Origin of the sequence: Shewanella sp. T24-MNA-CIBAN-0130, from assembly GCF_040310185.1 — a bacterium.
Classification (GTDB): Bacteria; Pseudomonadota; Gammaproteobacteria; order Enterobacterales; family Shewanellaceae; genus Shewanella; species Shewanella psychromarinicola.
Window position 1 is genome coordinate 1 of the sequence record NZ_JBEOPP010000055.1, and the last position, 20,406, is coordinate 20,406.

Annotated in this window: 19 protein-coding genes; 7 read left to right on the forward strand and 12 right to left on the reverse strand. The window is 43.2% G+C overall.

Annotation, left to right across the window (positions count from 1 at the left end):
* Positions 1 to 456: 456 nt before the first annotated feature.
* From AAEZ02_RS17660 to yjjX, 6 genes are all read right to left on the reverse strand, one after another.
* The gene (locus AAEZ02_RS17660; protein ID WP_351124240.1) at positions 457 to 1,623 is read right to left on the reverse strand and encodes a membrane dipeptidase; all 1,167 of its coding nucleotides are present in this window, start codon (positions 1,621 to 1,623) and stop codon (positions 457 to 459) included.
* 27 nt (positions 1,624 to 1,650) lie between these two features.
* Complete coding sequence (locus AAEZ02_RS17665) at positions 1,651 to 2,106, reverse strand: SufE family protein (RefSeq protein ID WP_351076623.1); 456 nt, start codon at positions 2,104 to 2,106, stop codon at positions 1,651 to 1,653.
* 65 nt (positions 2,107 to 2,171) lie between these two features.
* Entirely contained in the window at positions 2,172 to 3,431 is a 1,260-nt protein-coding gene (locus tag AAEZ02_RS17670; protein ID WP_351124243.1) for a cysteine desulfurase, read from the reverse strand.
* A 114-nt stretch (positions 3,432 to 3,545) separates the two neighbouring features.
* Positions 3,546 to 4,586 carry an NADP(H)-dependent aldo-keto reductase gene (locus AAEZ02_RS17675; protein ID WP_101032789.1) on the reverse strand — a complete coding sequence of 347 codons (1,041 nt, stop codon included), beginning with the start codon at positions 4,584 to 4,586 and terminating at the stop codon, positions 3,546 to 3,548.
* Between the two features lie 135 nt (positions 4,587 to 4,721).
* The gene (locus AAEZ02_RS17680) at positions 4,722 to 5,237 is read right to left on the reverse strand and encodes a GNAT family N-acetyltransferase (protein ID WP_124013515.1); all 516 of its coding nucleotides are present in this window, start codon (positions 5,235 to 5,237) and stop codon (positions 4,722 to 4,724) included.
* Positions 5,230 to 5,802 (reverse strand): inosine/xanthosine triphosphatase, encoded by a 573-nt coding sequence (gene yjjX / locus AAEZ02_RS17685; protein WP_124013516.1) that lies wholly within the window; start codon positions 5,800 to 5,802, stop codon positions 5,230 to 5,232. Before yjjX ends, AAEZ02_RS17680 begins: the two co-directional genes overlap by 8 nt.
* A 279-nt stretch (positions 5,803 to 6,081) precedes the next feature.
* Here yjjX and AAEZ02_RS17690 point away from each other — a divergent pair, with 279 nt between their 5' ends.
* Positions 6,082 to 6,891, forward strand: coding sequence for a DUF4097 family beta strand repeat-containing protein (locus tag AAEZ02_RS17690; RefSeq protein ID WP_101032786.1), 810 nt, complete (start codon positions 6,082 to 6,084; stop codon positions 6,889 to 6,891).
* A gap of 154 nt (positions 6,892 to 7,045) precedes the next feature.
* Positions 7,046 to 7,837 (forward strand): ribonuclease H family protein, encoded by a 792-nt coding sequence (locus AAEZ02_RS17695; protein WP_101032785.1) that lies wholly within the window; start codon positions 7,046 to 7,048, stop codon positions 7,835 to 7,837.
* 98 nt (positions 7,838 to 7,935) lie between these two features.
* Here AAEZ02_RS17695 and AAEZ02_RS17700 read toward each other — a convergent pair whose 3' ends face one another.
* A complete protein-coding gene (locus tag AAEZ02_RS17700) occupies positions 7,936 to 8,391 on the reverse strand; it encodes a GNAT family N-acetyltransferase (protein ID WP_124013517.1) in 456 nt (151 codons plus the stop codon).
* A gap of 543 nt (positions 8,392 to 8,934) precedes the next feature.
* Here AAEZ02_RS17700 and mdh point away from each other — a divergent pair.
* Positions 8,935 to 9,870: a malate dehydrogenase gene (gene mdh, locus AAEZ02_RS17705; protein ID WP_124013518.1), complete on the forward strand. Its 936-nt coding sequence runs from the start codon at positions 8,935 to 8,937 to the stop codon at positions 9,868 to 9,870.
* Positions 9,871 to 10,006: 136 nt separating this feature from the next.
* Here the strand turns inward: mdh and AAEZ02_RS17710 are convergent, their stop codons facing one another.
* Positions 10,007 to 10,822 carry an SDR family NAD(P)-dependent oxidoreductase gene (locus tag AAEZ02_RS17710; RefSeq protein WP_124013519.1) on the reverse strand — a complete coding sequence of 272 codons (816 nt, stop codon included), beginning with the start codon at positions 10,820 to 10,822 and terminating at the stop codon, positions 10,007 to 10,009.
* An 11-nt stretch (positions 10,823 to 10,833) separates the two neighbouring features.
* Positions 10,834 to 11,223 (reverse strand): thiol-disulfide oxidoreductase DCC family protein, encoded by a 390-nt coding sequence (locus AAEZ02_RS17715; RefSeq protein ID WP_101032780.1) that lies wholly within the window; start codon positions 11,221 to 11,223, stop codon positions 10,834 to 10,836.
* A gap of 179 nt (positions 11,224 to 11,402) precedes the next feature.
* Between AAEZ02_RS17715 and folX the strand changes: the two genes are divergently transcribed.
* The 4 genes from folX (at position 11,403) to AAEZ02_RS17735 (ending at position 14,863) form a co-directional block, all read left to right on the forward strand.
* A complete protein-coding gene (gene folX / locus AAEZ02_RS17720) occupies positions 11,403 to 11,765 on the forward strand; it encodes a dihydroneopterin triphosphate 2'-epimerase (protein ID WP_101032779.1) in 363 nt (120 codons plus the stop codon).
* A gap of 30 nt (positions 11,766 to 11,795) precedes the next feature.
* Positions 11,796 to 12,461: a GTP cyclohydrolase I FolE gene (gene folE, locus AAEZ02_RS17725; protein ID WP_418896013.1), complete on the forward strand. Its 666-nt coding sequence runs from the start codon at positions 11,796 to 11,798 to the stop codon at positions 12,459 to 12,461.
* 220 nt (positions 12,462 to 12,681) lie between these two features.
* Positions 12,682 to 13,410, forward strand: coding sequence for a dihydromonapterin reductase (gene folM / locus AAEZ02_RS17730; protein WP_124013520.1), 729 nt, complete (start codon positions 12,682 to 12,684; stop codon positions 13,408 to 13,410).
* A gap of 160 nt (positions 13,411 to 13,570) precedes the next feature.
* Complete coding sequence (locus AAEZ02_RS17735) at positions 13,571 to 14,863, forward strand: O-acetylhomoserine aminocarboxypropyltransferase/cysteine synthase family protein (RefSeq protein ID WP_124013541.1); 1,293 nt, start codon at positions 13,571 to 13,573, stop codon at positions 14,861 to 14,863.
* 180 nt (positions 14,864 to 15,043) lie between these two features.
* Here the strand turns inward: AAEZ02_RS17735 and AAEZ02_RS17740 are convergent, their stop codons facing one another.
* The 3 genes from AAEZ02_RS17740 to AAEZ02_RS17750 form a co-directional block, all read right to left on the reverse strand.
* On the reverse strand, positions 15,044 to 15,616 hold the full coding sequence (locus tag AAEZ02_RS17740; RefSeq protein ID WP_232772208.1) for a 5-formyltetrahydrofolate cyclo-ligase: 573 nt from the start codon (positions 15,614 to 15,616) through the stop codon (positions 15,044 to 15,046).
* A gap of 391 nt (positions 15,617 to 16,007) precedes the next feature.
* Entirely contained in the window at positions 16,008 to 17,900 is a 1,893-nt protein-coding gene (locus AAEZ02_RS17745; RefSeq protein WP_351124248.1) for a DnaJ-like cysteine-rich domain-containing protein, read from the reverse strand.
* Positions 17,901 to 17,951: 51 nt separating this feature from the next.
* Complete coding sequence (locus tag AAEZ02_RS17750; RefSeq protein WP_233768577.1) at positions 17,952 to 20,372, reverse strand: peptidase associated/transthyretin-like domain-containing protein; 2,421 nt, start codon at positions 20,370 to 20,372, stop codon at positions 17,952 to 17,954.
* Between the last annotated feature and the right edge of the window lie 34 nt (positions 20,373 to 20,406).

Genomic DNA, 20,406 nt, shown 5'->3' on the forward strand with positions numbered 1-20,406 from the left:
AATGATTTTTTTGATGAGGAAAGATCTGCTTATCGTTAAATTCGGCAAATAGTGGCGCTTTTAGACTGGCGTTAACATATGGTTTTTGGCTTGATTCACACCTCAGAATAAATGGTTATACGCATTGTTATTGGTATGATTCTCCAGCTCGAGGCAGTCCAACGATTTGGGTAGAGTCGGAGCGTTTTTGCCAGAAGAGAGCTTCAAATACTCGGATTGAATTATTTAACTATTTTGACCAGCAAGATGCATTAAATCGTAAACCAACAGATAAAGAGTTAAATGCAGAGATAAAAAATATTGTTGAAAATAGTATTTTTTATAAATATCAGAATGATCTGCTTTAGTATTGTATATAAATGGTAATCTAAATTTGATGTAGTGGTTATCAATTTTAGAATCAATCACTTAAAAGCTGAGCTTAATGTTCAGCTTTTAAGTAACTTAATATTAGATTTATACCAATACCTGCTTGAGCACTCGCTGCCAGTTTTTACCCATAAAACGATCGCGATCGGTGGATTTGAAACGAGCTTTTTTCAAGGCGTCGTCAATACGGCTCATGCGGTCGATGCTGTTGAACTCAGGAATAACGACATGCTTGGGCTCAACGTCAAAACCTAATACATTCTGTTCTTCTAATCGGTGCCACCATGGAAGGTATTCTTTTATGCCTTCGCTGTTATTGTTATCTAACGCTAATAGGTTTTCTTGACCACGAAGTGGAAAGTCATTGGCTATCGCAACGCTATTGACACCGCCCACTTTGGCAATATAACCGAGTTGCCTGATGTAGTCTTCAATTGTGGGTGTCGGCTTGTTAGTCAGCCAAAAGCTCATCATAAATACCCCAAATACGCCGCCGCTATCGCCAATAGCGCGGATCACTTCATCGGGTGAGCAACGGGCATTGTTTACAATAGCGCGCGCAGCACCATGGCTTTGCACAATAGGAGACCGACTGGCTTTTGCTGTATCAAGGGCTGTTTGGGCGCTGGAGTGACTCACATCGATCAGGATATTTTTACGATTTAACTCTTCTATTAGTGATTGCCCTGCGGTGGTTAACGGGGGATTTAAACTCTTTAAGCCGTTATTATCTAATGCGCCACCCGCATAGCGATTACCATAATGGTGGGTTAGCTGCAGCACGCGTAAACCCTGCTGATGCAAACTGTCTAACAGTGGCCACTCATTGTTTGCTCCGTCATCTTCCACACAGTCGGCGCCTTGAATTTGAAAAAATACCGCAGTTTGTTGCTGTGCTCTTGCCTTGTTAATGTCTGCCCCCGTTTGCCCTTGCAGATACACGTCTGGATTGGCAATGACCGAGTTAGCCGCTTGCTTAATACTATTGATGCAGGCTTGATAAGTGCGTTTATAATTTATGGTGCCATCAGCTTGCTCAATCTTATCAATCGCTGAAATATCGGCAATAAAGGCATCGAGCTTTGAGGCTTTAACATCATTGATGTCGGTGGGTAAAAACGATAAACCATCGATGTACAAACGACGTGATTCAACTGCCCATGCTGGAAGCGAGCTTAAAGGGCTTAATAATGTGGCTGCTCCAAGGCCTTTTAAGATATGACGGCGAGCTTGGTTACAGACTTTTTGAGTCATTATTATTCCTTAGTGTTGGACAGTGTTTCAGGTACTAACATCATGTGTATAGGCAACGATGGCTTGCGCTAACGCAGTTAAACCATTGGTACGAGATGGACTTAGTTGGCCACTTAATCCAAGGCGGTCAAAATACTGTTTCACATCAAATTGGTGTATTTGCTCAGTGGTTTTACCTTGGCAGTTGGCCAGTAATAATCCAATTAAGCCTTTTACAATACGAGCATCACTATCGGCTAGATAAAAATGTTGCCCATTTAAGCGGTGATGATAGAGCCATGCTTGGCTTTCGCAGCCTTTTACTTGTGCATCCGCGTGCTTAAATTCTGCAGCCAATGGCGGTATTAACTTACCGAGTAGCATAATCTGGCGATACTTATCTTGCCAGTTATTGGCTTGTTCAATGAGGTTAACCGCTTCAATTAACTCATCCGATAAAGGCAAAAATAACAGCGGTGAAGGTGTGGCGCTTGGGTTTAACATGGTAATTCAATTAACCTCAGCGGTAGATAAAAAATGCATTTGGATCATCGTGTTGTGCTTTGGAACTATAACAATAACTCTTTTACGGCATTAAGTGCATGAATAAATTGATCAACATCTTGCTTATTAGTATAGATGCCAATCGATGCACGGCAACACCCGCCTAAATTAAGGCTAGCCATTAATGGCATGGCACAGTGATGACCACAGCGTACAGCAATCGCTTGTTGATCCAGTAAAATTCCCACATCTTGGTGGTGTTCACCCTTAATATTAAAGGCCACCGCAGCAATATTGGTCGCGTTTTTGTCGTTGGCAATGCCATACAATTCAATATCGCCAAGCTGTTGCAACTGCTGTTGTAAATACTGGATCAATTGTTGTTCGTGGACCCATAATTGCTCGCGGGGCAATTGTTGTAAAAAACGGATAGCAGCCCCGAGACCAATAACTTCTGCGATAGCGGGGGTGCCAGCTTCAAGGCGATTAGGTAATGGCCCATATTCAGTATACGCAAAACTGACGGTTTTGATCATCTCGCCGCCAGTGAGCATTGGCGTTAATTGGTCTAATTGTTGATATCGACCATATAAAATTCCCACGCCTGTTGGCCCGTACATTTTATGGCCTGAAAACACATAAAAGTCACAATCAATTTTTTGCACATCAACGGCTAAATGGGCTATGGCCTGGGCACCGTCCACTAAGGTTAACGCGCCAACGGCTTTGGCTTTTGCAACCAGTTCTTCGACGCAATTGACTGTCCCTAATGCATTTGACACATGACATATGGCAACCATTTTAGGCTTAAGCGTTAATAATCGGTCAAAAGCCGCCATATCCAGTTGCGCGTCTGCTGTCAGTGGGATGGGGGTTATCACCGCGCCAGTACGTTTTGCCAGTTCTTGCCAAGGCACAATATTGGCGTGGTGAGCCGCGGTATCAACTAGGATGACATCATTGGGTTTGAGTTGCGAGGTGAGTCCATAGGCCACCATATTGATCGATTCAGTGGTGCCATGGGTAAAAATAATCTCGTCTTGACGTTGGGCATTTATAAATTCAGCCACTTGTTGACGAACCGCTTCATATTGCTGAGTCGCCCGGGCTGACAGTTGATGGGCCGCTCGGTGCACATTGGCATTATTGAGTTGGTAGTACTCGGTCATTGCGTCAATCACAGCTTGTGGCTTTTGGCTGGTCGCTGCGGTGTCTAAGTAGCACAAAGGATAATCGCCAATGGTCTGTTTTAGCGCTGGAAATTGATCGCGTATCGCTTGATGATCAAATAAAACGGCAGACGGTGTTGACGATGCAGGCTTCATAAAATAAGGGTTTCTATACTGAAAAGAAAAGGCATCAAGATCTTCATTGATCTTGATGCCCATTGCAAGGGTTTGTGGCAATTAGCGTATTTGTTAAGCGGTTATGTCATTTGCCTAGGGACAAGGAAAACGATATAGCGCCGACAATTGATTAATTCTTAGCATCAGCTCGGCAGATAAACTGACTTTGTGGCTGTCGATATTTTGTTTTAGCTGATGTAAATCAGTGGCGCCAATAATGTTAGAGGCGACGAATTTGCGGCTATTAACAAACGCTAAGGCCATTTCGGTCGGAGATAAACTAAACTCACGGGCTAAATCGATATAAGCCTGAGTTGCTTCAAGGGCCATTGGCGTACTGTTATAGCGGGCAAAGCGTTTAAATACGGTTAAGCGTGCGCCTTCTGGCCACTGATTATTTTCATATTTACCGGTTAACGCGCCAAAGGCTAACGGCGAATAAGCTAATAACGGCACATCTTCACGATAGCTGATTTCAGACATGGCGATTTCGTAGCTGCGATTAAGCAAGTTGTACGGATTTTGCACGCTAATAATGCGCGGCAAATCGTGCTGTTCGGCTAATTTTAGGTATTTCATAAATCCCCAAGGGGTTTCATTAGAAATACCGATATAACGCACTTTACCTTGTTTAATAATTTCGGCTAAGGCTTCAAGGGTGTCTAAAATAGGGGTGTAATGTTCTTCGTCGTCATGCTCATACATCATTTCGCCGAAAAAGTTGGTGTTTCTATCGGGCCAATGCACTTGATACAAATCGATAGTGTCGATTTGTAAGCGTGATAATGAGTCGTCAACGGCTTGATGGATATTACGCCAATCGAGCGCCATATCGCTGCGTATGTAATCACCTTTACCACCAGGCGCGGCGATTTTAGTCGCAATAACTAAATTATCGCGGTTGCCTTGGGCTTTGAGGTAGTTACCTAAAATTCGTTCGGTGTCGCCCTGAGTTTCAGCTTTGGGTGGCACAGGGTACATTTCAGCGGTATCAATAAAGTTAACGCCTTGACCAATAGCATAATCGAGTTGAGCAAAAGCTTCGGCTTGGGAATTTTGTTCACCCCAAGTCATGGTGCCGAGGCAAATTTTACTGACCTCAAGGCTAGAATGCGCGATACGTTGGTATTCCATTATCATCCTCCTATGGAATGTGCTTGATCTGAGGCTAGCAAGCTTTTGCATCCTTGCAAAGCGCTATAAGACAGTACAAAGAAAGAGTGAGCAAAAAACGTGCAAATACGTTTGTTTAATGCCTATTTAGCGTTATTACAGTGTTTTTGTCATGGCGATTTCACAGGCGTCGTGACCTGTTTCACCTAAATGCTGGCATCGAACGAAACCTAATTTTTCATATAAGGCCAGTGCTTCAACTAATATAGCGGTGGTTTCGAGGTACATCGACTGGTAGCCTTGCTGTTTGGCATACTCAACACATAGTGCCGATAATCTTTTCGCCAAACCTTGGCCACGTATTGTGTTAGCAAAATACATTTTCTGTAATTCACACACACCATCATTGGCTGGTAATGGGGCAACACCTGCGCCGCCAACGACTTTGCCTTGGTATTCTATTACCCAGTATTGTGAGCCTTGCGCTTGATATACCTCACTTAAACAGTCAAGCGTCTTATCGGCAACGCTAAACCCTCTATCCGCAGTTAAGCCATATTCTGCTGACACTTCACGGATCATCGTCGCCAATGCAGCATTGTCTTGAGCTTGTAGTGGGCGGATTATTGCCCCGTTGTCTAAGGTGAATGGCATTGTGGTTGGTCTAGTCATTAAATAATTCCGCATTGATAAAAGGAGCCATTGCCAGCACTAATGCTTGGGTATAAATGCTTTCACGGCTGGCTAAACCTTGGGTGAGCAAACCAATCGCGCCACCTTTTTGTTTAATGTTGTTGGTGTTAAAGACTCTGTCCATCACTTTGCCCAGTTCTTCACCTGCTTGTAAAGCGTTAAAAATGGTTTGCGGTAGCGGTAAGTTGGCGCTGCGACCGACAGATAATGTGTCGTTATGGATAATGGCCATATAAGCAAAAGTGGCGGGGCCGTGCTCAAAAGGATCTACACCGCCTTCCATCGCCACATAAAAGTCAGCCTGTTGATTTGCCGTTTTTGCATTGGCTTGGCAAAACTTGGCGCGGTTAATGGCCCCCAGTTTAGTTTCTGCTTCGCTCATGGGTTGCTCTGCCACTAATGATGGCGCATGCATGCCGCGACAATGGATTTGAACATCAGGGAAATATTGTCCAATGGCGTGTTGTGCTGCACTTATTTTAACCGGGTTGGTTGAACCCACAATGATAGTTAACGTTTGCGATATCGCTGGAGATGTTGGCATAGGGCTATTTTTCTTTTTTGTTTGAGTTAACCGTGACAATCACAGTGGTAAAGTTAACCACATTGTATGATATTTTAGTTCTTTTTGGTTTAATGAACCACTTTTTTTAATGACGATTAAGTTTAAGTTACTGTAAATAAAGACTTTGTAGAGTTGGTATAAAACCTGCTAAATCATTGTTAATTGCCGCTAACGCTTACCAACAAGCGTTAACTCATGTTAATAACATTGGTGTAGTGAGCTAAGCTTATTTATATCTTCATAAAGGGAATTACTCATATGTCTATTCGTATCGCAACCATTAGTGTCACCGTCGGGCTTATTTTAGGGGCGACGCTGTTCGGTGCGTCACAAGGCGAAGCTGAGTCGGTGTTTTCGTCATCACAAACCTCTGCGCAAACTCAGACAGATCTTAACTTGGTACAGCAGCAATTGAATCTTGATGCTGGATCATTAACGCAGTTAGTTGCCAATACGGGTGCAGGTAAGTTAACGATTATCGGCGTACAAGGCTTAACTGAAGTGGTGATACATGCTGACATCTATACCCAGTCATTAGATCAAGATGACATTAACATTAAACTCAGTTTGACCCGTAAAGGTGATAAAGCCTATTTGTTATCAGAAATACACACTGAGCATTTATTAGGTGAGTCCCCCTTTATCGATCTATTGGTCAAAGTACCGTCAACCTTAGCCCTAGACATTAACGACGGTTCAGGCTCTATCCAAGTTGATGACGTCAGTGCAGATATCGAGTTAACCGACGGTTCGGGCAGTATTGTGATGAACCACATTGGCAAATTGGTATTAGTTGATGGTTCAGGATCTGTTGATATTGATCAAGCGTCAGGGGCGATCGATGTGCAAGATGGTTCGGGATCTATTCGCATTAACCATGTTATTGGCGATGTCAGTATTGAAGATGGGTCAGGCTCTATCAAGGTTAACCAAGTGCAGGGTATCGTTGCGATTAAAGATGGCTCCGGCGGCATTGAGGTTGCTAACACCAATGGGTTAACCATAGTCAATTCTGGCTCAGGCAGTGTCAATTATCATGATATTAATGGCCCACTGACCCTTAACTAACGCAAGCCCCAATAGGCTTTTATTTTATCAAGCAGCTCAAGTTAACTGCAACTGTAATGATCTAGATGGTTTTTTGTTTTAAAGCCAGGTTTAATCATGGCATGATGCAATCACGTTATTCGTGACGCTAGCATTGTTGAAGTAAGAATTAATCATGGCAAAGAAGTTTTATGTAGTATGGGCAGGACGAGAAACCGGCATTTTTACCAGCTGGGATGTCACTAAGCGCTCAGTTGATAAATATCCGCAAGCCAAATACAAATCCTTTGCCACAGAAGCGGAAGCTAAAGCGGCATTTGCTCAATCTCCTGCAAGCAGTATCGGCAAAAGTACCTCAGCCAAGACGACAAGCCGTTCATCAACCGTAAAGCCTGCTGGGGCTAGCACATCAACCAAAAGCCTTGGCGCTAATCAAGCAGTATTAAGCCAATTTGATGTGGTGATTTATACCGACGGCGGTTGTGAACCTAATCCTGGTAAAGCCGGGTCGGGGATGGCGATATACCGTAAAGGCGAGTTAAGCGAGTTATGGTTTGGATTGTTTAATCCTAATGGCACCAATAACACCGCCGAGCTCAACGCGCTGCATCAGGCATTATTGGTGGCTAAAAAAGTCCTAGACGCGGGCGAAACCGTGCAAATCATGAGCGACTCCCAGTACTCGATTAAATGTGTCTGTGAGTGGGCATACGGTTGGAAAGCTAAAAACTGGACTCGAAAAAGCGGTGAAATAGCCAACCTTGAGATCATCAAACCGGCTCATGCGCTATATGAAGCAATGAAAGCGGATTTGGTGCTGCAACATGTCGCTGCCCATATTGGGATTGAAGGTAATGAATTGGCAGACAGAATGTCGATCCATGCGATTGATCAACAGCACAAAGGGTTCAGCCAATTTAGCGCGCCACTGGATATCAGTAAAATTCTTGCGTTGCGCACAGGCTAGTTATTGTCGCAACTCTCCCTTGAACGCCTTAGATTCCTTGAAAAATAACCACAAAAAAGCCGGATTGTTCCGGCTTTTTGTATACCACTTATGATCACTTACGATTGCTTGGTATTTTCTTCGTACATTAAATAATGGCTCTGTTCCATACCTAAGGATTCATAGGTTTGTTGGGCTATTTTATTATCATGCTCAACATATAAACGGAAGCTCGCAGTACCGCCATTGTCTGCGGCTAAGTCTTTTACTGCTTGATAAAGTTTGCCATAAATCCCTTGGCGACGATTGTGTGGGCGTATATACACACTTTGGATCCAGTAATAGTTATTTGCGCGCCAATCACTCCACTCGTAGGTCACCATGAGTGAGCCGGCAATTTCACCGTCAACTTCAGCGACTAAATATACCCCACGTTCAGGGTGGGTCAGCAACCCTTCAACACCGCGGGTTAACTGCTTGGCATCTAATGCAAGGTTCTCTGTTTCCATTGCCATGGCTTGATTAAATTGAACTAACGCTTGCTGGTCGGCCTGTTGGCCTATTCTTATTATCATCGAATTCTCACATTAAAAGGGCAATTACAACTGCATCGTATCAGTTAGTGATGGCAGCGTAGGTGAATAAGTTAATGCTGCCAGTGGCAGCCTAAGTGTACGCTAATTCTCTTATTTTATGGTATATAGCGCCTGCGTTCATGGTAGCGCTAATGTCATTAAACCAGTACAAATGAGCGGTTTGCTCATAACGTTAAAACAGTAAAACAAACAACACAAGAGGTTCATATGCAGTTATAGCCGCTATTTGAGCGAGGTAATCGAACATGTTTCTGTTGTAGCTAGTCGATATTGAACATCATTAGATTGACAAGATGTGCCTGAAAATGATCAATAATAATCCTTCTTTGGAGCGATTTTATGATATTTTTAGGTATAAATTGGAGCAAGATGTCCGTTTCCCCCAATTAAACTGTGGATTAGCGCTTACTTATTTATGACTGTCCACTAACGTATAATTGAAATTACTGTGACGATGCAGTAATGTGACGCCACGACAATGTAGATCAATGTCACAAACTGCATAAATTGATGGAGATAATTATGAAAGTTGCTGTATTGGGTGCTGCTGGTGGTATCGGCCAGGCTCTAGCTTTACTGTTAAAAACTCAACTGCCTGCGGGCTCAAAGTTGTCTCTGTATGACATCGCTCCTGTTACTCCTGGTGTTGCGGTTGACTTAAGTCACATCCCAACCGACGTAGAAGTAAAAGGTTTTGCTGGTGAAGATCCAACACCTGCATTATTGGATGCTGACGTAGTCTTAATGTCTGCGGGTATTGCGCGTAAGCCTGGTATGGATCGTTCAGATCTATTCAATATCAACGCTGGGATCGTGCGTAACCTAATGGAAAAAGTGGCGCTAACTTGTCCTAAAGCCTTAGTGGGTATTATTACTAACCCAGTTAACACAACGGTTGCGATTGCTGCTGAAGTATTGAAAAATGCTGGTGTTTACGACAAAAACCGTTTATTTGGTATCACCACTCTTGACGTTATCCGCAGTGAAACCTTCATCGCAGAGCTTAAAGGCTTAAACGTTGCTGACGTTAAAGTGAACGTTATTGGCGGACACAGCGGCGTGACTATTCTGCCTTTACTTTCTCAGGTTGAAGGCGTGACGTTCACTGACAAAGAAGTGGCAGCAATGACCACTCGCATTCAAAACGCGGGTACTGAAGTTGTTGAAGCTAAAGCCGGTGGTGGTAGCGCAACATTATCAATGGGCCAAGCAGCTTGTCGTTTTGGTTTATCATTGGTACGCGGTCTTCAAGGCGAAGCCAACATCGTTGAATGTGCCTATATTGACGGCGGCAGTGAGCACGCTACATTCTTCGCCCAGCCAATCCTTCTTGGCAAAAACGGCGTAGAAAAAGTATTACCTTACGGTGAAATTAGTGCATTTGAAGCTAACGCTCGTGATGCAATGTTAGACACCCTTAAAGGTGATATCAAATTAGGCGTTGAATTTGTTAAGTAATTAACAAATCAATGTACTAAAAACGCGAAGCCAATGCTTCGCGTTTTTTTATTTATAATGCCTAGCATCTAGCATCTAGCATCTGGCATCTAGCATCTAGCATCTAGCATCTAGCATCTAGCATCTTCATTCATCATCACCAATTTATCTCTTTGCCTTGCCAATCAAGATAACTGGCTTCGCCGTTAGGCTGTATTTCAGCCATGATCGCCGTTAACTGGCTGGCGACAAATTCTGGGGTGAATAACTTGCCTGCTGGCACATTGGCCTGAAACGGTTTTGATAATGGCGTGTCAGTGGTGCCGGGATGAAATGCGACGAGCTTGACTCGTTTCAGTCGCCTTGCATATTCTACGGCAGTGGTTTTGATCAACATGTTTAATGCCGCTTTCGAGGCGCGATAGCCGTACCAGCCGCCTAAACGATTATCTGAAATGCTGCCAACTCTGGCGCTTAAAATACTGATCACGCACTTTTTGTCAGCGGCTACGTTATGGTTTGCTTGCGACAATAACGCTGTCAGTGCGCTTAGCCACAGCATGGGCACAATACTGTTGGCATAAAACAATTGCTGCAATGCATCACTGTTAATGTCTTCAATGCGTTTTTCTGGCATCAGGTTTGAGTTTTTGGGTTGTTCAGTTGGCGATAGCGGCGTTTTGGAATGCAAAATACCATTGCACATCACCACACGAGTGACTTTACCGGCAACTAAACTGATGTTGTTAACACACTCAATAATAGAAGCTTGCTGATAATCACAGCTAAAATGGTGGTGCACTATGTTGGCTGGGTGTTCGGCTAACGTCAGTGCCGACTGACGGCTAATCGAAATGATACTTAACGGTACCTCTTGGCCTTGATCCACTACAGCTTGGTTGATAAACGCTCGGGCAATGGCCGATGAGGCACCAATAACAATTAAGGTTTCTGCTGAAGTTGGATCGCTCATGCCGCTTGCCCTTATTTGATGTTACAAGTGCCGTTACTACAACGCTTTTGACCCGTGAGTAGGTAAGATACTCGGTAGCGATTACGAGCAAAGGCCAAATAAGCCACATCGGCTATGGGTTTGATAACAGGCATGCGCAACAGTTTTATCCAACGGTGCTTACCCATCATCCCCCATGCTTTGGCGGTAACATCTAAGCCATAAAGCCAGCTGCCATCCGCTTGAAGTCCATGTAAAACAGTATTAGCGCGCACCACATCTAAATCAGGGAAGCGCAGCTTAATATCATCGGCATTAATATCTTCAAGGCCAATGCGGTTTAAACTGTCGTAGCGCTTTAATTGCTGCATTTCATTGAGGCAAAGCGGGCAAGTGCCGTCATAAAAAATAGTCAGTTCCATTATTAACCTCATTATTCAAAATGTGTATATTGAGTATTGTACGCACCACAAGCCTAGCCAGTTTACATTTACAGCAATCGAAATTTTATCCAGATAGGGCTGCTGATCGAAACGACTGTTTATGATCTTTTTATTCAACCTTGGCGTATCTAATCAAAACACACCACAAGGGCTCAATAATGCCATTAAGCCAAGCCATTATTAAGGTCACCAATTTACGCTTACGTACTTTTATTGGTTTTAACCAAGACGAGCGCGAAAAGCAGCAAGATGTGGTGATCAATATTGAGATCCATTATCCAGCCGATCGATCGTTTCAAACCGATAACGTTGCCGATGCGCTAAACTATAAGGTCATCACCAAAAAAGTGATTCAGCATGTTGAAGAGGGTAGGTTTTTATTACTGGAAAAACTGGTTGCCGACGTATTAGAAATTTGTCGTGAACACCCAGCCGTTACCATAGCCAGAGTCACCATTGATAAACCTCATGCATTGCGATTCGCCGATTCAGTGTCGTTGTCTTTAGAGTATCACAGCTAACTTAACCCATTATTTAAGGATGTTATTATTATGATGATTAATGACATAACCCGCGCAGAGTTGTCTGCTGAAGCATTGAAAGTTCAACAAGCTCTAGTCACACATGGACTTGAAACACCACTGGCACCAAGCCAGATGACCAGTGAGCAAAAGTATGAACGCATTAAAGGCTTAATGACTGAAGTGGTGTCAACGTTAGGGCTCGATCTTAGCGACGACAGCTTGGCTGAAACGCCGCACCGCATTGCTAAAATGTATGTTAACGAGATTTTTTCTGGTCTCGATTACGCTAATTTTCCTAAAATCACCCAAATTAAGAATAAAATGGGTGTCGAAGAAATGGTTAAGATCCGCGATATCAGTGTGGTCAGCACGTGCGAACATCACTTTATTACCATTGATGGGCTCGCCAAAGTCGCCTACATACCAAAAGACAATATTATTGGATTATCGAAAATTAACCGTATCGTGCGATTTTTTGCTCAAAGACCACAAGTGCAAGAACGCCTAACCCAGCAAATTTTAGTGGCGCTGCAAACCTTACTGGAAACCGACGATGTCGCAGTGAGCATTAATGCCACCCATTACTGCGTAAAATCACGCGGCATAATGGACACCTCATCAAGCACCCAAACCACAGCGCTTGGCGGCTGCTTTAAAGCCAACCCAGCGACAAGAGCTGAGTTTTTAGCTTAGGAATGACCTCCGTTTAGGATATAAACCGTTATCAATAATGGCTAATGACTTCAATTACCTCAAGTAACTGAAGTCATTTTTTTTATGACCAAGCTATAACTTGTCACCATTAGGCATTAAGATGACTTTTAGTCATCAATTGATCATTTTCTTTGAGATAACCATCTAATTTGCTTATGATAAAAGTTCAATGTATCAGAGCTAAAATAAAGAGAGCATTATGGAACGTACAATACTGATCACTGGCGTAGGTAAACGCATTGGCTATGCCCTGGCTAAATATTATTTGGCCCAAGGTCATCAGGTCATTGGTACCTATCGCACCCACTACGACAGTATTGAACAGCTGGGAAAGTTGGGGGCGAGTTTACATTCATGCGACTTAACTAATCCTGTGGCAATCGATGCATTGATTGAGCATATCAATGAGCATCATGATCGCCTCGATACCATTATTCATAATGCGTCAGACTGGTTGCCCGACAACAATGGCTTAAGCCCGAGCGAGACTATGATGCGGATGATGCAAATTCATGTATCTGCGCCGTATCAAATCAACCTAGCGTTAGCACCATTGCTGATCAGTGCCGCCAAAACCAATGACGATAGCATTGGTGCCAGTAACATTATTCATCTTACCGACTTTGTAGCCGAAAAAGGCAGTAAAAAGCATATTGCCTACGCCGCCAGCAAAGCCGCACTTCACAACATGAGTCTGTCGTTTGCGAGCTTGTTAGCCCCGCACGTTAAAGTTAACTCCATTGCGCCTGCTATGATTTTATTTAACCAAGATGACGATGATGCCTACAAAGCCAAAGCACTGGCTAAAGCGATGTTGCCTAAAGAAGCCGGTAATGATGAAATCATTTCTTTGGTCGACTACCTACTGGGCAGCCATTATGTTACAGGTCGCAGTTATGCGGTAGATGGCGGCAGACAGTTAAAATAGTCATGTCGTGAGGTATTGTTGCAACTAAGTAATAGACTTCTAGATGGCTAATTGCTAGTGTAGAGAACCGCTGCTATTATCAACAACTGCGGAGCCCCTTTTGGGTCATTAATCCATTCGAATATACACAGTTAAGGAAGGCGCTATGTCTGCAGCAAACATGAAACTGGAATCACTGGCATTACATTATGGCTACGAGTCTGAAGCAACCACCAAAGCTGCAGCAGTGCCCATTTACCAAACGACATCGTACACCTTTGATGATACTCAACACGGTGCCGACCTGTTTGACTTAAAAGTTGCCGGTAACATTTACACCCGCATTATGAACCCGACAACCAGCGTGCTTGAACAACGCTTGGCTGCGATAGAAGGTGGTATTGGTGCGCTGGCAGTTGCATCAGGCATGGCGGCAATTACTTATGCCATTCAAGCGTTAACCCAAGTGGGCGACAACATTGTCAGCACCAGCCAGTTATACGGTGGCACCTATAATTTATTTGCCCATACATTGCCCCGCCAAGGTGTTGAAGTCCGTATGGCGGCGTTTGATGATTTCGATGGCCTCGATGCATTAATTGACGATAAGACTAAAGCGTTATTTTGTGAATCGATTGGTAATCCTGCCGGTAATATTGTCGACTTACAGCGTTTGGCCGATATTGCCCACAAACATGGGGTGCCGTTAATTGTTGATAATACTGTGGCAACGCCAGTGTTATGTCGTGCATTTGATCATGGTGCAGATATCGTTATTCATTCATTAACCAAATACATTGGCGGCCACGGCACTACTATTGGTGGGGTGATTATTGATTCGGGCAAATTTGATTGGGTAGAGAACAAGCAACGCTTTGCGATACTCAATGAGCCCGATCCGTCTTATCACGGCGTGGTCTATACCGACGCGTTTGGTCCAGCGGCCTTTATTGGTCGCTGCCGCGTTGTGCCATTGCGCAATACTGGCGCAGCATTATCGCCACACAGTTCCTTTTTATTACTCCAAGGTTTAGAAACCTTAAGCCTGCGCATGGAACGTCATTGCTGCAATGCCCTCACGTTAGCTGAATATTTACAACAGCATCCAAGCATTAGCTGGGTTAATTACGCCGCATTACCGGATAGTCCGCATCATGGTACATGCCAAAAAATCACTGGCGGTAAAGCCTCTGGTATCATCAGTTTTGGCATTAAAGCCGATAATGCTGAAGCCGGTAAAGTCGCTGGTGGTAAGTTTATTGATGCACTGCAAATGGTGCTGCGTTTAGTCAATATCGGCGATGCTAAATCACTGGCGTGCCATCCTGCCAGTACCACTCACCGCCAACTCAGCGGCGCAGAGTTAGCCAAAGCCGGCGTGTCAGAAGACCTCGTCCGCATTTCGGTGGGAATAGAGCACATCGATGACATCATTGCCGATGTTAGCCAAGCATTAGAGAAAGCAATTGTGTAACTAACATAAATAAAATAAATAAAAAGCCCTATCAATACTGTGTATTGATAGGGCTTTTTATTATGCTATGAGGATCAACACTTTGCCGGAGCGGCTGGGGAGATCCAAGAGGGAAAAGCCGTTTTCCCTGCTTGAACGGGTGTGAGCGAAGCGCCAGGACCTTAATAAAATTAAGCTATTTTAAATAGCTAACCGTTTCGTTGGAGTAATTATCACCGGCAACGGCACATCCCAATATTCAATCGGTAAAACGCTCACTTGCTGACAGTCATGGGCATACCCGACGGCTAACGGCTTGTTATCAATCACTTGTGCCAAGGTGCGGTCGTAATAACCGCCGCCCATACCCATGCGATTACCATTATTATCAAATGCGACCAAGGGTGTCACAATCATATCCAGCTGCTCAACAGTGGCAATGTTGCCGACATCAAGCTTGGGTTCGGCAATGTTAAAGCGATTGTTTATCATCACAGTATCAGCGGTATAGCGAATAAACAGCAAATGCCCTTTAGCAAAAGGGTGCAAGCGAGGTAGATACACTTCAATATCTAATTTCCATAAAGCTTTTATCAACTTATTGGTTGCTAGTTCACCGTCAAAAGCTAAATATAGCGCCACTCGTTTAGCTGAAATACGCTGAATTTCTGACAATAAATGTCGACTAGCAATCAAGGCTAGTTGGTTTTGTTCCGCTTGAGAAAGGGCATTACGCTCTTGCCTGATATGGCGACGAATACTGTCACGGCTCATATTATAACTGTCGAATAACGGTGCTGGGATTGAAGGATCTGTAAATGAATCTTTATTGATAATGGCTTGATCCGTCATAAGTTTATCTGATGCAGTGCTGCCAGAAGAAAAATAAGTAATCAGGGTTTGAACCGCTGAAGAATCTGACTGATATGGTTCTGAATTAGTCATAAAACGCGTCATGCTCATATGTAGGGAATACTCCAACACTTACAAATGAATTTAAAAAAACGATAATCAACAACTGGAACTCAAAGTAGGTTATCGCGTTCTGTAATGAGATGAAATCACAGATTGATAGTCAGCTAATGCTGAATCACTTTGCATCAAACTTCCCCCCAGCGTAAGGCTTAGCATTACGCTGGGTTTTTTTTAGCAACACAATACGGGACTATTTATCCATGTTCATCGATTTTAGTAGCACCGGACTCTCGTAATCAGCCACCATCGTCTTTGCTTTTAACCAAAATTTTCTACGTGTTAAGAAGTAAGTAAAGCCAACTGATAACAAAGCCCACTCAATTAAATTATTCCCCATAAAACGTAAACCAGATGATAATAACGCAGCCACATCACCAGAATAATTAGCATTATTTTCGATAAAACCATAAGTTGGGTTTATTAAGAACAAACCGTATTGTAGGGCACAATAAAAACTGACTCCAGCAATCAATCCAAAAATTTTGCTATACCACTTTTGTGGCCATTTTACACCAATGACGAGTAAGTAAAGCCCGACCAATAATGAGCCACTCACGAGAGTGCTAGCCATGGCGGGTGAATGGCCAAGCAGTTCAACCGTGTTGTAATAAAGCGTTAACGCCATATGTGGCAATAATAGTGTAATGCTGATAGCCAATACCCAGATCTTAGCGTTACTGATATTTTTCCAATACAATTTTTTCACACCTTGGTAGCTTAACCACAATAACCCAAGTACAAAGGCATAATTAGCCACAGCGGGAAGCCCGAATAGGCCAAATTGCATCGTCAATAACGCCATCATCCATTCAGGTATTTGAGTCACGCTCATGCGATAACCGGAATCGACTGCAAATTTGGGGAATAACAGCGCGATTAACATCCCTAAAGTAAAGAATAAATAAGTGTATTTAATCAAGCCTGCGAACATGTTAGGTGTAATACCTTTAACGCTTTGCTTTTTTAATTGTGTCACTAAGTTTTGGTAGTTAGATAATACCGCGTCTTTAATATCAGTCGATACCCAGTTTTCATCTAATAATGCAATTTGCGTGTGGGTTGTATCGGCTTCGATAATGTTTTTTACAGCAGGGGTGGCTAATGCCACTTTGTCGGCGGATTGGCTGCCCCCTGCCATTTTCTGTGCCACACTCCATACCGCAGGATCGTAAACCCCACCGGCATTATGGGTGGTGTTCTTTTTACCGGCAAAGCACATCTTGGTATCGACTTTATCAATCGTCGCGGTAAATTGCAGGGTTGGAAGTTTAGCGGTAAAAGCATACATAAAGGTACAGCCATTAAGGGTACCCTCAACATCAACTTCAGTTATCTGAGTTAAATTATAGACTAAGTTTAAGCCGCTATTTTTGACAAATTCAGAGGTCCATTTGTGGTAATCACTGCTGTTATAAGCCCAGTTAGTGCTGCGTTTTGCTTCACCATCAATGGTGTAACTGTGATAGAGGTAACCGCCGCCACTACAAGTGCCGCACGTCACAGAGCCCGAGCCGTTGCAGGTATAACAGGTTTTTTTACCACTGCCCCAACATGATGAACAAGACTCTGTGGTATAAACCGTGCGATTATTATAGCTATCATGACGCGAAACACTGACGCGGCCACTACCATGACAACCACTACAAGAGTTACTACCAGAGCCATAACAGCTAGAACAACTTTGACTACCAGAACCATGGCAACGGTAGCAAACTTTGCTGCCCACATAGGTTTCAGGGGCTGATTTTAAGCCTCTATTTCTTATTAGGAAATTTTCCGCAATATCAGGCCCAAGTATTGTTAAGAAGCGATCGTTAAACAACGAATTCTGTCCACTGACATACTCTTTGGCTTTGTCATGGGCGAGATCTCGGGCATTGGATGCACTGCCTGACTTAATTCCAGATGGGCAATAGCCGCCGTGTTCATGTGCACTCACGCCAACTTCAATCGTCCAACCAAAGGTAAATTTAAGCTGTGGAAGCTTTGCTTGTTCGTTGCTTAATATTACTGGTACATCGACACCAGTGAGATCTTTACCGTTGCTACGGATAAAACTTTGGAATTGTTCTAATTTACTCACGTAATACTTCCTATAAATCAATGCGTGATGAATTTTTTTACTGTTTTTTTATCATTGACTGGTCACGTCTGCTGCTGACAAATTGATATTAAAATCAGTTTCGTCGGCTTTCAAATACACCCATTCTCTAACGGAAATATGTCCAGGGGCGCTGACTTTTATGTCATAACTGCCCGCGGGTAACATCATGCCTGCTTGATATGTTGGTTTAATATTCATCACTGCCACCTTGGCATTGGCGATATTGTTGTTGATAGTCAGAGGTAATAAGGCGGCTTTCTTAGGCGAGTATTTAGCAAGCTTAGTTGAATCATGTTCAGACATTATTGCTAAATCAAAGCGGTTAATGGGCTCACTGATCGCATTAAATCCTTTGGTGATAAATAAGCCTTGGTCAATGGATGAACCGATAGGTTGCACCATAGGTTGAGTCACTAATAACCATTTAAGCGCGAATGAAATCATGGCTGAATCATTCTTCTCCATTTGTTCAAAAAAGTAATGCAACGCCGATTCTTTCATGGTGTATTGGTTAACGGCCATGGATAAAGGCACCACAAAAATTGCCGCTAATAACAGGATAGATATTGCAGGTTTTATATATCGGTTAGGCTTAGCTTTTGCTGCTGCTCGAGTCCTTTTTACTTGCACGAGTTCTACGGCTTTCATCGGTAACTTTAATAGGGTTAATAGCACCAAGGCTAAGCTAATCGACATGGATATTGGCGGAATAATCGTTGATCTTAAAGCCGACTTACCCGTCGATTCAAAAGCGCCGCCGTCGGCAAACTCAACTTGTTGGGCTTCGAGCACATTAAGATACTCGGTGGTTTTCCGTCGTATATTGGGTTCAATAATTTTCTGTTTAAACTCACGGTTATTCCAATCAGCCAGCGTTGGTTTTACGTAAAGCTCTTTCATTTCATCCTCAATACGCTGTTGGATAACGCCTTGCTGTTGAAATGTCTGCCAGCTTAAATTCGGCGGCATGTCATTGCCTTTAGCCTTCATTTTTGATCGCCACTCACTATCAGCTTGTTGACGCACTTTTTTAGCAACTGCAATGTCAAAGCTATTACGATCGGTCAGTGACCAAGAAGGGGATAAGGTTAAGCCTTTTTGTTTCAGCTTTTTATTCACTTTTATGCTGGTAAGTTCATTTACTCTAAATTCATGAATTGAGTTAATGCCTAATGGATAGCCACCCGACTCTTTAATAAAATCAGGCTCCATTTTTAGCATCAACACGTTTTTATAATGATTCACATCGTTGGTATACACCATACGATGATCTTTAAATCCAGCGTCGCCACCCGTTACGGCATCAGCAGCTTGCATTGCAGTGTAAAGGCCAAATGTCAAAATCCCTGAAATAATGGAATTACCGACGTTTTCAGACGTCGAAATTTCTTCACGAACCAACCAATCATTAGGTGGAATATAAGGCATGCTGTATTTGGCTATTTCTTTGTCATAACCGTTCTGCAGTCGCTCGAAACAACGGTCTTTATTACTGCCACTTTTCTTTTCTGCACATTTATTACGCCGTTCAAAATAATCGTATAATTTAGGGGCTATTTTTTGTGCCCGGGATTCGACCCTAGCTTCATAAGCCTTGGTGCCTTGTTGGTATTGCTCCCAACCTTGCTTTACCTGGTTTTGGGTATCGAGCCAGTAAGCGTCAGATCGTGTTTGTACGCTAGCTAAGGCCTGATTATATTGATTAGAACCTGCAGCATACTCAGTGTATTTTCCCCGTAGGGTCTGGCGGAAATTATCATAGTTAGCGTAGTGTTGATCAAATCGAGACATAGCACGGTCGCGAACAAATTTTTCCATGATCAAGCGCTTTTTCTGTTTTAAATCGTCCACTAATTTATCATCAGCGTATACGAGTCCACCAAACACGGATAAAAACGTTTTTTCGATTGCACTGTGTTTTTTATCGGGGTCGTAATCAATGCCTTCAAATTTTATTGAATTTTCAATCAATGCGCTACGAAGTACTTGCGACAAATAAGCTTGTTGGCGCTCTTCTGGGGTCGATGCATCAATAATAAAATGATCCACTAACCACTTTTGACCAAAAAATACCGTTGGCCAAATAATCACTGCAATTAGGGTGAAATAACCTAAAGCCCGAGTGGCTTTAGCCACTTGTTTACCTTTTAGTAATAAGTCAGCTAAAAGCAGGGTAACGCCAACACCACTGATGGTACGACCAAATAATTCTACCGCCCGTAAGTCTTCCACGCTGGAATTGCGCCCGCCAGCAACATCGGTTAACGCCGCATTAAACACCGCCTCAGGGAATAAATACACTATCGAACAAATGAACATCAACAGCATCCACCAGAAGGGTTTACCCGTGTTAACCATTTGGGCTTCAACAGCTTGTTGTTTTTTAGCTTTGACAGCCGTTGATTGTTGATTTTTCTGTACTTTCTTCAGCTCTTTTTCAGCTGATTCCATCTTCTTTTGCGTCGGGGCAGTGTTAAGCAAATTT